Annotated in this window: 10 protein-coding genes; 4 read left to right on the plus strand and 6 right to left on the minus strand. The window is 67.7% G+C overall.

What is annotated here, in order from left to right; genetic code table 11:
- Window positions 1–260 precede the first annotated feature (260 nt).
- From ACTODO_RS09065 to ACTODO_RS09075, 3 genes are read left to right on the plus strand one after another with little or no spacing between them, the layout of a single operon-like run.
- Complete coding sequence (locus tag ACTODO_RS09065; protein ID WP_007589553.1) at window positions 261–1058, plus strand: (Fe-S)-binding protein; 798 nt, start codon at window positions 261–263, stop codon at window positions 1056–1058.
- Between the two features lies 1 nt (window position 1059).
- Window positions 1060–2682 carry a LutB/LldF family L-lactate oxidation iron-sulfur protein gene (locus tag ACTODO_RS09070; protein WP_003793149.1) on the plus strand — a complete coding sequence of 541 codons (1623 nt, stop codon included), beginning with the start codon at window positions 1060–1062 and terminating at the stop codon, window positions 2680–2682.
- A gap of 1 nt (window position 2683) precedes the next feature.
- Window positions 2684–3355, plus strand: coding sequence for a LutC/YkgG family protein (locus ACTODO_RS09075; protein WP_003793151.1), 672 nt, complete (start codon window positions 2684–2686; stop codon window positions 3353–3355).
- 95 nt (window positions 3356–3450) lie between these two features.
- Here the strand turns inward: ACTODO_RS09075 and ACTODO_RS09080 are convergent, their stop codons facing one another.
- Genes ACTODO_RS09080 through ACTODO_RS09100 form a run of 5 tightly spaced genes read right to left on the minus strand, consistent with a single transcriptional unit; the run spans window position 3451 to window position 10008 of the window.
- Entirely contained in the window at window positions 3451–5916 is a 2466-nt protein-coding gene (locus ACTODO_RS09080) for an excinuclease ABC subunit UvrA (RefSeq protein WP_003793152.1), read from the minus strand.
- Between the two features lies 1 nt (window position 5917).
- Window positions 5918–7156, minus strand: coding sequence for a GTPase Era (gene era, locus ACTODO_RS09085; RefSeq protein WP_003793156.1), 1239 nt, complete (start codon window positions 7154–7156; stop codon window positions 5918–5920).
- 1 nt (window position 7157) lies between these two features.
- Window positions 7158–8513 (minus strand): hemolysin family protein, encoded by a 1356-nt coding sequence (locus ACTODO_RS09090; protein ID WP_003793157.1) that lies wholly within the window; start codon window positions 8511–8513, stop codon window positions 7158–7160.
- A complete protein-coding gene (gene ybeY, locus ACTODO_RS09095) occupies window positions 8510–8959 on the minus strand; it encodes an rRNA maturation RNase YbeY (RefSeq protein ID WP_003793159.1) in 450 nt (149 codons plus the stop codon). The genes ACTODO_RS09090 and ybeY overlap by 4 nt, the downstream gene beginning before the upstream one ends.
- The gene (locus ACTODO_RS09100) at window positions 8956–10008 is read right to left on the minus strand and encodes a PhoH family protein (RefSeq protein WP_003793163.1); all 1053 of its coding nucleotides are present in this window, start codon (window positions 10006–10008) and stop codon (window positions 8956–8958) included. Before ACTODO_RS09100 ends, ybeY begins: the two co-directional genes overlap by 4 nt.
- Window positions 10009–10146: 138 nt before the next feature.
- Between ACTODO_RS09100 and hrpB the strand changes: the two genes are divergently transcribed.
- Window positions 10147–12747 (plus strand): ATP-dependent helicase HrpB, encoded by a 2601-nt coding sequence (gene hrpB / locus ACTODO_RS09105; RefSeq protein ID WP_003793165.1) that lies wholly within the window; start codon window positions 10147–10149, stop codon window positions 12745–12747.
- 26 nt (window positions 12748–12773) lie between these two features.
- On the opposite strand, the gene ACTODO_RS09110 is transcribed toward hrpB, so the two are convergent.
- Complete coding sequence (locus tag ACTODO_RS09110) at window positions 12774–13028, minus strand: type II toxin-antitoxin system Phd/YefM family antitoxin (protein ID WP_003793167.1); 255 nt, start codon at window positions 13026–13028, stop codon at window positions 12774–12776.
- Window positions 13029–13053 lie beyond the last annotated feature (25 nt).

A 13053-nucleotide genomic window follows, 5' to 3' on the forward strand; every position in this document is an offset into this window, starting at 1 on the left:
CCGAGGTCGGGGCGAACGTCTGCGCACACGAAACCATCGCAAAACTGAAAAACGAAAACTCACCCTGAGCTAAGTCGCATCCCGAAGGTCCTAAAACGCCCAATGAGAGGCCAATTTTCGTTGATTACATGTGGCGATTTTTTCGCAAGAAACAGCGGATAAATCAACCTCGTCCGAGTTGTCTGGACAAAAACGGTCGCTGGGACCTCTGACCCAGCCATAACCTGGGCTGGACAGCACCCACGAGGAAGGATCCCCCAGTGCGCATTGCTCTCTTTTCGACCTGCCTGGCAGACGTCATGTTCCCCCAGGCTGCCCAGGCCACAGTGACCCTGCTTGAACGCCTCGGCCACGAGGTTGTCTTCCCCGAAGACCAGGTCTGCTGCGGACAGATGCACGCAAACACCGGCTACTTCGAAGACGCCGCGAAGATTACCCGCAACCACGTCAAGACCTTCGAGCCTGTGCTCGACGGCCAGTGGGACGCTATCGTCGTCCCCTCCGGCTCCTGCACCGGTGCAGCGCGCCACGAGCAGAAGATCGTCGCCGAGCACGTGGGCGACGAGCATCTCGCGAAGCAGTCCCAGCGCATCGCTGAGCACACCTACGACCTCACCGAGCTCATCACCGACGTTCTGGGCCTCGAGGACGTGGGTGCCTACTTCCCCCACACGGTCACCTACCACCCGACCTGCCACTCGCTGCGTATCGCCAAGGTCGGCGACCGCCCCTACCGCCTCCTGCGCGCCGTCGAAGGCCTGACCCTCGTCGACCTGCCCGACGCCGAGGTCTGCTGTGGTTTCGGCGGCACCTTCTCCATGAAGAACTCCGAGACCTCCACCTCGATGCTCGCGGACAAGGTCACCAACGTCATGTCGACGCGCGCCGAGGTCCTCGTCATGGGCGACTACTCCTGCCTCATGCACGTCGGCGGCGGCCTCTCCCGACTTAACTCGGGCATCCGCCCGATGCACCTCGCCGAGATCCTGGCATCCACCAAGGATCAGCCCTTCGAGGGCAACATCTCCTTCGCACCCGAAAGCGCACAGGTGATCTGATATGTCTGAAACGTTCATCGGCATGCCCGGCGTGGTCTCTGACGACGCAAACGCCCAGGCACACACCGGCGGCTGGCGCACCACCGTCTCCATCCCCGAGGACACCCTCCGCTGGGGCCCCACCTTCCCGGAAGGCGCCCACAAGACGCTGGCCAACACCCAGATGCGCCGCAACCTGGGTCACGCCACCCGTACGATCCGTACCAAGCGCGGACAGCGCGTCGCGGAGATGCCAGACTGGGAGGATCTGCGTAACGCCGCCGAGGCCGTCAAGTTCGAGGTCGAGTCCCGTATGCCCGAGCTCCTCGAAGAGTTCGAGCGCAACGTGACCGCCCGCGGCGGCATCGTCCACTGGGCGCGCGACAAGCACGAGGCCAACCGCATCGTCGCGGAGATCATCAAGTCCAAGGGCGTTGACGAGGTCGTCAAGGTCAAGTCCATGGCCACCCAGGAGACCAACCTCAACGAGTACCTGAAGGACCAGGGCATCCACGCTCGCGAGACCGACCTCGCCGAGATGATCGTCCAGCTGGCCGATGACATGCCCAGCCACATCGTGGTCCCCGCGATTCACCGCAACCGCTCCGAGGTCCGCGGCATCTTCCTGGATCGCATGGAGGACGCGCCCCGCGACCTCTCCGACGACCCGACCGAGCTGACTGCCGCCGCACGCTCCCACCTGCGCAAGAAGTTCCTGCACGCCAAGGTCGCCGTCTCCGGCACCAACATGGGCATCGCGGAAACCGGCACCGTCTCCATCTTCGAGTCCGAGGGCAACGGCCGCATGTGCCTGACCCTGCCCGACACGCTCATCACTCTGATGGGCATCGAGAAGCTGGTCCCCCGCTTCCAGGACGTGGAAATCTTCTCCCAGCTGCTCCCCCGCTCCGCCACCGGCGAGCGCATGAACCCCTACACCTCCATGTGGACGGGCGTCACCCCCGGCGACGGCCCCCAGGAATTCCACCTGATCCTCATGGACAACGGCCGCACCAAGGTCCTCGCCGACCCGATCGGTCGCCAGGCCCTCGCCTGCATCCGCTGCGGCTCGTGCATGAACATCTGCCCGGTGTACCAGCACACCTCCGGCCACGCCTACGGCTCCGTCTACCCGGGCCCCATCGGCGCGATCCTGACCCCGCAGCTCACCCAGGGCCTCGACGAGCACGATCCCGTGCACACCCTGCCCTTCGCGTCCTCCCTGTGTGGCGCCTGCGGCGAGGTCTGCCCCGTCAAGATCGACATCCCGACGATCCTCATCCACATGCGTGCGCGCACGGTCGACGTCAAGCGCAACCTCGTGCCGGACGTGTGGGACCTCGCGATGGGCGTGACCACCCCGGTCATGTCGAACGCAAAGCTCTGGAAGGCCGCGAACGTGCCGACCAAGGCGACGCGCCTCTTCGCGAAGAAGGGCGCGATTGGTGCACTGCCCTTCCCGGCCTCGCTGTGGACGCGCGCACGCGACCTGCCGGTAGCCCCGAAGGAAACCTTCCGCGAGTGGTGGAAGCGCACCCACAAGGACTCCGACGCCAACGCGCCGCGCACCGACGCCCCCGCGAAGGGCGTCCCGCTCGCTTCCGAGCACGGCATGACCACCAACACGACCCCGAAGGAGGCGTGACATGAGCACCACCATGGACGCAAAGACCGCGATCCTCGCGCGAGCACGCGACGCCATCTCTCGTTCCCAGCAGGGCCGTCCAGTGCGCCCGATCCCCCGCGACTACATCCGCTCCACCGAGCACGCGCCCGGTTCGCAGGCCGTCATTGACGAAATGATCGAGACACTCGAGGACTACTCCGCGCAGGTCGTCGTAGTCTCCGAGGAGTCCAAGGTCGCCGACGCGATCTCGAAGTTCCTGGCCGACCAGAAGGCCACCTCCGTTGTGGTCCCCACAGGCCTGGACGAAACCTTCAAGAAGGCTGCCGCCTGCGACGGACGCACAGTCCGTGAGGATAGCCGCGAGCAGGCGATCCCGACGCTGGAGCTGGACGAGATCGACGCCGTCGTCACGCGTTGCCGCGTCGCGATCTCCCTGTCCGGCACCATCGTCCTCGACGGCGAGCCCGACCAGGGTCGCCGCGCGATCTCGCTCGTGCCCGACACCCACGTCGTCGTCCTCAAGGCTTCCGACATCGTTCCCACGGTGCCCCAGGCCGTCGAGATCCTCGGCAAGAACCCGACCCGTCCGATGACCTGGATCGCCGGCGGTTCGGCGACCTCCGACATCGAGCTGGTCCGCGTCAACGGCGTGCACGGCCCCCGCTTCCTGCGAGTCGTCATCGTCAAGTGACCTAATCACAACACGGTGCCCGGCTGCCTCACGGCAGCCGGGCACCATGCTTATCTGGGCCGAGACCCACCTGATGCTTCCCCTGCGACAGAGTCTCAGCGCAGGTAGCGCCCCGTCACCGAGGCCTCGCTGTCCACGATATCGCTCGGAGTGCCCTGCGCGACGATACGACCACCTTCAACGCCGCCGCCCGGGCCCATATCAATGACCCAGTCAGCGCAACGGATCAGGTCCAGGTCGTGCTCGATAACGAGGACCGTCGCTCCACGCTCAATGAGGTGCTGGAGCACGTTCAGGAGGACCTGCACATCATACGGGTGCAGGCCGATCGTCGGCTCGTCGAAGACAAAGAGAGTGCCCTCCTGGCGCCTACCCATTTCGGAGGCAAGCTTGAGGCGCTGGGCCTCGCCACCAGAGAGGGCGGGAGTGGCCTCCCCCAGCGTCAGGTAGCCCAGGCCGAGGCCGGCCAGGGTCTCGAGGAGCGCGCCCGCTTTCTTCAGCCCACGCACGGCCATCCGTGCCTCGTCCACGCTCATCGCCATGATATCGGGCAGGCTCAGCCCATCGCGGCGGATCTGCGACGCCCGCGCGCCGTAGCGGCTCCCTCGACAATCTGTGCACTCAATGTCCACGTCAGGCAAAAACTGCACATCCAGGGTGATCTGCCCGGTACCGTCACACGTGGGGCATCGAAGCGAACCCGTGTTGTACGAGAATGCCCCGGGCTTCAGCCCAGCAGCCTGCGCCTCCTCGGTACGCGCAAACGCCCGGCGCAGCTCATCCAGGACACCGGAGTACGTGGCCACGGTCGAGCGCACGTTCACTCCGATCGGCGTCGCGTCGATCAGGTTCACCCGTGAGATACCGGCGGCATCCACGTCGCGCACGTGCGCGGGCAAAGGCTCACCAGCAAGGCGCGCACGCAGCGCGGGAACTAGCGACTCAAGGACGAGTGTCGTCTTACCCGACCCACTGACGCCCGTGACGGCCGTCAACGAACCCAGCGGAATATCAACACTCAGGGGCCGCACCGTGTGGATCTGGTTAGTCTTCAGGTGAAGCGCACCGCGCCCATCGATATCCGCGCCCTGATCCGACTCCCCCGCTGCACGCTCAACCCGACGGACCCCAGCCATGTACGGGCCGATGCGGGACGCGGGGGCGTGGGAGGCCTCGTTGATGGGGCCCTGGAAGATGACGCTACCACCGTCCGCTCCCGCTCCGGGTCCGATCTCGATCAGGTGATCCGCGGCTGCGAGGACACGTGTGTCATGGTCGACGACGACAGCGGAATTCCCGTCGGCGAGGAGTTCCCGGATGATCGCCAGGACGCCGTCGACGTTGGAGGGGTGTAGGCCAATGGTCGGCTCGTCCAGCACGTAGAGGACCCCAGTCGTCCGGTTGCGTACGGCACGGGCGAGCTGCATGCGCTGGCGCTCACCGTTGGACAACGTCGAGGACGCGCGGTCGAGGGACAGGTAGGACAGGCCGAGCTGCACGAGGCGATCCATCGGCTCGGTCATCTCCTCAACGATGACGCGAGCCATGGGAGCTACCTCATCCGGAACGAGGCCGGGGACGCGCTGGACCCACTCGCGCAGCTCCGTGAGCGTGAGGCGCGAGGCCTCGCCCAGGTCGATGCCCTCGATCAACGTGGAGCGCACACGTTCCCCCAGGCGCGTGCCGTCGCACGCGGGGCATGTGCGGGTGACGAGGTATTTTTCCACGCGGGCGAGGGCCTTCTCATCTTTCGCCTTCGACAAGGCGTTTTCGACCGTGGCGACCGCATTGAAGTAGGTGAAGTCCAGCTCCGCGCCACCGGTCTTGGTGGGGACGACGATGTGACGTTTCTCGGCGGGCCCCTCGTAGACGATCGCCTTCTCCGCATCGCTCAGGTCCCGGAAGGGCACGTTCGTGCGCACACCCATTTCACGGGCGACGTCCTTCATGAGCTTCCACATGAGGGATCCCCATGGGGAAACCGCGCCCTCGTCAATAGTGAGGGATTCATCGGGCACGAGGGACGCTCGGTTGACGACGCGCTGGACGCCCGTCCCCTCACACACCGGGCACGCACCGCCCGAGTTAAATGCCATCTCCTCCGCACCGAGGCCGTAAAAGGAGGCTGCACACTGCGGGCACGTGAGAGGCACTTCTAGGGCCACGTTGCGCGAGGGCGGGACGCGGTGCCCGTTGGGGCACAGGTAGGAGCCAACGCGCGAGAACAGCAGGCGCAGGTAGTTGAGAAGCTCCGTCGCCGTACCGAAGGTAGAGCGCACGTCGGGTACACCTGGGCGCTGGCGCAGCGCGAGCGCGGCGGGCACGTGCGCAACCTCGTCGACCGAGGCCTTGGCAGCCTGGGAGATGCGCCGACGCGTGTAGGTCGCCAGGGACTCCAGGTAACGCCGCGATCCCTCTGCATAGAGCGTGCCCAGGGCCAGGGAGGATTTGCCCGACCCGGACACGCCCGCGACTGCGACGAACGCGTTCAGGGGAACGTCAACGTCCACGTTTTTCAGGTTGTGGACGCGGGCGCCGCGCACGCGGATGACACTGGGCATATCAGAACCCGAGGCGTCCCAGCATCTTCGGGTCGGACTGCCAGTCCTTCGCGGTGCGCACGTGCAGGTCAAGGTAGACGCGGCGGCCCAGCAGCTCCTCGATGTGCGCGCGGGCCTGGGTGCCGATCTGCTTGAGGCGGCTTCCCTTGCGGCCGATGATGATGGCCTTCTGGGAGTCGCGCTCGACGTAGACGTTCACGTGAATGTCGAGCATGGGCGGGCGGTCGTCGCCCTCGCGACGCGGCCTCTCGATGATCTCCTCGACCTGGACGGCCAGGGAGTGCGGCAGTTCGTCGCGCACACCCTCCAGGGCGGCCTCGCGGATGAACTCGGCGATCAGGGTGTCGCGGGACTCGTCGGTGACGTCACCCTCGGGGTACAGCGGCGGCGACAGGGGCACAGTCTGCGCGAGGACCTCGCGCAGGTGGTCAATGCCCTTGCCTTCCACGGAGGAAACCGGCACGATGGCGGCCCACTCCCCCAGCTTTTCGATGGACAACAGGTGCTTCATGACGCGCTCGCGCGGCACGGCGTCACACTTGGTCGCCACAGCGATGATCGGCCGCTTGATGCCGCGCAGTTCGCGTGCGATGAACTGGTCGCCGGGGCCGATGCGCTGGTCGGCGGGCAGGCAGAAGAGCACGACGTCGACCTCGGAGAGGGCCTCGCGCACCATGTCGTTGAGTCGCTTGCCCAGCAGCGTGCGCGGGCGGTGGTATCCGGGGGTATCCACGAGCACCAGCTGGTAGTTGTCCCCGTGCACGATGCCGCGAATGTTGTGACGCGTCGTCTCGGGACGGCCCGAGGTGATCGCAATCTTGTGCCCAACCAGCGCATTCGTCAGGGTTGACTTACCGACGTTGGGACGCCCGACGATCGAAACGAAGCCGGCGCGGAAGTCCTCCGGGAAGTCCGGCATCTCGATGGTCGCGGCCGCGTCCTCGCGCAGGGAAGCCAGCGAGGTCATCGCCTCGAAGGCATCGAGGTCGGCGTCCTCCTCGTCCTCCAGGCCCTCGAGGTCCTCGTACTCGTCGTCATCCTCGTCTTCCTCGGAGTCTTCAAAGTCCTCGTCATCGCCGGGCTGCGCCCCGGCCTCGTCCTCAGTCTCGTCGCTGACGCCGACGTCGATCTGCGCACGAGCGTCGGCTTCCGGATCGGCGGCGTCGGGGGCGACCTCAATGCGAGCGTCGCCGAAGGCGTTGGGGCCGGCCATGAGTTCATCGTCGGAGGGGAATCGCATGTCAGTTGTCCTTGTCGTCGGCGGGGTTGAGATCGGAGGTCAGGAGCTGCGCGTCGGGGTCGAGACGGCAGAGGATCGTGGAGACTTGGCGGCGGCGCCCACGCGCCTCTTCCGCCGTCATTATGACGCCGGCGAGGGTGCCGGTCGCTCCGGGCAGGGGCACCCGCCCAATCGCCTTGGCGAGCAGGCCGCCGACGGAGTCAACGTCCTCGTCTTCGATCTCGCGGTCGAGGAGCTCGCCCAGCTCGGAGATCGGGTAGCGCGCGGGCACGCGCCACACGCCCGGCTCGACTTCCTCGGGTTCGATGGAGTGGCGGTCGTGTTCGTCGGTCAGCTCGCCGACGACCTCCTCGAGGAGATCCTCGAGCGTGACCAGGCCAGCAACGCCGCCGTACTCATCGATGACGATGGCCATGTGGAAACGTTCTGCCTGCATCTGGCGCAGCATGTCGTCCGCGGGCTTCATTTCGACGGCGAACTCGGCGGGGCGCATCATCTGCTCGGCGCGCATGTCGAGCTGGCCGCCCGTGGCCTCCCAGCGCGACACGAGGTCCTTGAAGTATAGGATGCCGCGGATATCGTCCACGTCATCGCCGACGACGGGTACGCGGGAGAAGCCGGAGCGCACGAACAGGCGCAGGGCGGAGGGGGCGGGCGTGTCGGCGTCGATGGTCACCATGTCGGTGCGCGGCACCATGACCTCGCGCACGAGCGTGTGTCCAAGGTCCAGGACGGAGCGGACCATGTCACGGTCCTCTTCCTCAAAGCTCTCGGGCTCGCCGACCTCATCGACGATCTCGCGCAGGTCGGAGATGAGTTCGGCGCGCACCTGGGCCTCGGTGGGCTCGGGGGCGGGGCGCGAGGAGCGCACGCGGGTCAGGAGGGGGTCAACCAGGTGGCTAAGACGCGCAAGGCGGTCCGCGAACCTGGTGCCCGCCAGGGCGATACCCTCGGGGTTGCGCGCGCCCCACTGGGCGGGCAGGAAGGACACGAAGAGCAGATGCAGGGCCGCGATCACCAACACCGCAATGAGGGTGACCGCCCACCACGGCAGACGGGTATCGACCAGGATAATCGTGCCCATGACCGCGTAGACGACCTGCCAGAAAGTACGGAAGGCGCGCAGCGACAGCAGGGTGCGCTGGCGATGATCGACGAGGCCGTAGAGGACGCGCGCGTTCCGGCGATCTTCCTCGATGAGGTCCTCGACGCCGGCCAGGGTTAGGCGCTGGACGGCCTGCTCGACGCTCTGGGCGACAGACGCGAACACCAGGGCGATGACCGCGAGGACCAGGAGCGCCACGGAGGGCGCGTCCAGGATCGACGAGGCCGGGGATGCCTGCAGGGGAAGGATCATCGGGAGGCCAGGAAGGTCAGCAGGAGCTTGCGCTGGAGCGCGAACATGACCTCGCGCTCGGCGTCGGTCGCATGATCGTAGCCCAGGAGGTGCAGCATGCCGTGCGTGGCCAGGAGGAGCATCTCCTCGGCGGCGCTGTGGCCGGACTCGGCGGCCTGGCGGGCGGCGACCTGCGGGCAGATGCAGATATCACCGAGCATGCCGGGGGGCGTGGGGTGATCCGCCGTGCCGGGGCGCAGCTCGTCCATAGGGAAGCTCATGACGTCGGTGGGGCCGGGCAGGTCCAGCCAGCGCACGTGCAGGTCTTCCATCGGCTCGGGCTCGATGAAGATGATGTTGACTTCCGCGTCGGAGCTGACATGCATCTGGTCGAGCACGTAGTCGGCCAGCGCGGAAAACTCGGCTTCGTTGATCTCGTAGTCGGTCTCGTTGATGACCTCGGTCATGACGTGTACTCCCTGCGTGCGGTGTTGTGGCTGCGCGTGCGTGCGCGACGCGCGGCGTTTCGATCGTCAAAGCGCTGGTAGGCATCAATGATCGCGCCGACCAGCTCGTGGCGCACGACGTCGGCGCTGGTCAGGTGGCAGAACTCGATGTCGTCGATGTCGCCGAGGATGTTTTCGACGACGGACAGGCCCGAAGTCTGGCTGCCGGGCAGGTCGATCTGCGAGGCGTCGCCCGTGACGACGACCTTGGAGCCAAAACCTAGGCGGGTGAGGAACATCTTCATCTGGCCGACCGTCGTGTTCTGGGCCTCGTCCAGGATGATGAAGGAGTCGTTGAGGGTGCGTCCGCGCATGTACGCCAGGGGCGCGACCTCGATCGTGCCGGCGGCCATGAGCTTGGGCAGGGCCTCAGGGTCGAGCATGTCACCCAGGGCGTCGTAGAGGGGACGCAGGTAGGGGTCGATCTTGTCGGTGAGGGAGCCGGGCAGGAAGCCGAGGTTCTCCCCCGCCTCGACGGCCGGGCGGGTCAGGACGATGCGGCGGACCTCGCCGGAGAGGAGGCGGCGGACGGCTTGTGCCATCGCCAGATAGGTCTTGCCGGTGCCCGCGGGGCCAATGCCGAAGACGACGGTCGCGCGGTCGATGGCGTCCGTGTAGGCCTTCTGGCCGGGGGTCTTGGGGCGAATCGAACGCCCGCGCGCGGAGAGGATCTCTTCCGTGGGGGCTTCGCCCGAGGTGAGACGTCCGAGCAGGCCGATGGCCTGCTCGACAGCGGTGGCGTCCAGGGCGGTGCCGCGCCGGGCCATGCCGATGAGTTCTTCGAGGAGGCCCGCGGCCACGTCGATGTCGGCCTGGGTGCCGGCCAGCGAGATTTCTCGCCCGGTGACGAGGAAACGGACGTGCGGGAAGCCGCGTTCAAGGGCGCGCAGGACCTGGTCTGCGACGCCGAGGACCACGATCGGGTCCATGTCTGCGGGGATGGTGACGCGCCCCGTGGTGTGTGCGAGGGTGGCCGCCGCGAGCGCCGGCGCTGTGTTCTCCGTAGTCATACTGCTTCTATTCTACGCTGGAGCGCCCCTCCACAGGCTTCACGTTGCCCTCTCACGCAGTGACCCCGGACGCATCGGAGCGGCACAGCGGATGGTTCCCGGATGCATGGACGCCCTGGGAACACGCACAATGAAGCCATGCCCACCCTCGACGAACTCGTTTCGCACCCGCCACATCTGCCGGTCACGCGCGCCCTGAGCGATATCGCTGCGGCGGCGCGGCCGGGTGGCTGCGCGGTGATCACGGCGCCTCCGGGCACGGGTAAGACGACGCTGCTGCCGCCCGCGGTGGCGGTGGCATTGGCCCAGCACGACGCGGCGGCGGGGCGTGTTCTCGTCACGCAGCCGCGCAGGGTGGCGGCCCGGGCTGCGGCGCGCCGGATTGCCCGTCTGCTCGGCGAGGAAGCCGGCGGGCAGGTCGGCTATTCGGTGCGCGGGGATTCACGCGTCAGCGAGCGTACGCGGGTGGAGATGGTGACGCCGGGCGTGGCGCTGCGCCGCCTGCAGCGCGACCCGGAGCTGCCCGGGGTGTCGGCGCTGATTATCGATGAGTTCCACGAGCGCGACCTGGACACGGACCTGGCGCTGGCATTCGCGTTGGATGCCCGATCGGCGCTGCGCGACGACCTTTTCGTTGCACTTACCTCGGCGACGCTCGAGGCCTCGCGAACGGTTGATTTCCTGCGCGCCTCGACGGGCGAGGAGCCCGCGCTCGTTGATATTCCGGGGGATGTTTTTCCACTGGAGCTGCGCTACGCTCCCCCGCCGCGCGGCGTCGAAGCCGTGGGCGCGATCGGGGACGAGCGCGTGGGGGTGCGCCGCGAGTACCTGGCGCACGTGGCGCGCACGGTCGAGGAGACGGTTGCCGCCACCGAGGGCTCGGTCCTCGTGTTCCTACCGGGAGTGGGCGAGATCGAGACAGTCCGAGGCAACCTGCGTCTGGGCGATATTCCGGTCCTGGCGCTGCACGGACAGCTGAGCGCCGCCGAGCAGGACCGCGCGCTCTCCCCCGCTTCCGGTCGCCGCGTCATCCTCTCCACGTCCATCGCGGAGTCCTCGCTGACGGTTCCCGGCGTGTCCGTCGTCGTGGATGCGGGGCTCGCACGAGAGCCGCGCTTCGACGCGGGGCGTTCCCTCTCCTCTCTCGTGACCGTTCCAGCGGCCCTCGCCCGCCTCGAGCAGCGGGCGGGACGCGCCGCTCGCACAGGCCCGGGCATCGCCGTGCGCGTCATGGATGCGGTGGACGTGGCCCGCAGGCCCGCGCAGTCCGCGCCGGGCATCGCCACGCAGGACCTGACGGACGCACGCCTCCAGGTTGTCTCGTGGGGCACCCCGGTGGAGGAACTCTCCCTGCTCGATGCTCCACCCGCGGGCACGTGGGAGGCCGCCGGGCAGCGCCTGTCATCCCTGGGTGCCGTCGACGAGGCCGGGGCCGCCACCGCTCTCGGCCGCACGCTGGCGTCGCTTCCGTTGGAGCCGCCCTTGGGCAGGGCCCTCCTGGCGTCGAGCGCGCTCCTGGGGGCGTCGAAGGCGGCGCGTTTTGTGGCCCTCCTGTCGGAGGACCTGCGCGTTCCGGGGGCTGACCTGGGTGCGCTCGAGCGTCGGCTGGGTCGCGGTGGCGCCAGTGGCGCGGCAGGCACGCACGCGCAGGCGGCGCGGGTGAAGGACACGCGGGCGCGCTTGGAGCGCCTGGCCCAGCGTCTGCCGGCTTCCGCGCCGGACGACGCCCTCGCGTCCGTTGTGACTGAGCGGCAGAAGGGTTCACGCACGCGCGAGGACGAGTTGGCTCTGACGTGCGCGCTGGCCTACCCGGAGTGGATTGCGCGGCGCCGCGCGGGGTCCGCGGCCTACATTTTGGCGGGCGGCGTGGGCGCCGAGCTGCCGCAGGGCTCTCCCCTTGAGGGGCAGGAGTGGCTGGCCGTGGCCTCGATCGACCGGGCACCGGCCTCGCGCCACGCGCGTATTCTCGCGGCTGTGCCGCTGTCCGAGGAAGACGCCCTGGCGGCGGGAGCAGCATTGCTGGAAACCCGCACGCAGGCCTCCATCGACAAGGGAGTTCTCACAGCCACCCGCACGCGCGCCCTGGGAGCTATCCCCCTGAAGAGCACCCCGGCCTCGTCCCTGAGCGAAGACGAGGCGGTCGCGCTGGTGGCCGATCACCTGGCCGCGCGCGGGCTGGGCGATCTGGGCTGGGGGAAGGAGGCCTCATCCCTGCGCGAGCGCATGCGGGTGCTCCACGACGTGCTCGGCAATCCGTGGCCGGACGTGTCGGATGAGGCCCTCGCGTGCAGCGCCCACGAGTGGCTCCTCCCCTGGGCAAAGCGCCTCGCACAGGGTGGTTCCTTGAGTAACGTGTCGATGCTTGATGCGCTGCGCTCGATGCTGCCGTGGCCTGACGCTGCACGTCTCGACGAACTGGCGCCAGAAAAGATGCCGATTCCTGCGGGAGGTACTCGCCCCATCGACTGGAGCGGTGCGCACCCGGTGCTGACGCTGCGCGTCCAGCAGGCGTTCGGGTGGACGGACACGCCCCGACTGGTGGACGGGCGCGTTCCCCTGGTGCTGCATCTGACGGATCCGGCGGGTCGCCCCGCTGCTGTTACCTCTGACCTGACATCGTTTTGGGCGGGGCCGTACCGGGACGTGCGCGCCCAGCTACGCGGGCGCTATCCGAAGCATCCGTGGCCCGAGGACCCGCTGCACGCGGAGCCCACGAACCGCGCCAAGCGCCGGGGGTAGCCGGCGGCTCCCCCTGCGCCGGGCAATCAATCGTCCAGCTTGCCGACGATCCCCCGCCCGTCGGGCAGGTTCTTGGATGGCATCTGGTAGGCGTCAAGGTCCGTCATAGCGGGGCGCTCAAGGCCCAGTTCGCGCAGCTGCGCGTAGGTCGACATGCGCACGGGACCCAGCTCTGCGACAGGCTGGCCTTCCTCTGTGAGCGTGACGACTTCACCGGATGAGGCGCGCGCCAGAGCGGCCCCCACATCCTCTTTGAAATCACCAATTTCTAGAGCCCTCATACCCCTAATCTAAGCACGCCGAAGG

Origin of the sequence: Schaalia dentiphila ATCC 17982, assembly GCF_000154225.1 — a bacterium.
Taxonomy (GTDB): domain Bacteria; phylum Actinomycetota; class Actinomycetes; order Actinomycetales; family Actinomycetaceae; genus Pauljensenia; species Pauljensenia dentiphila.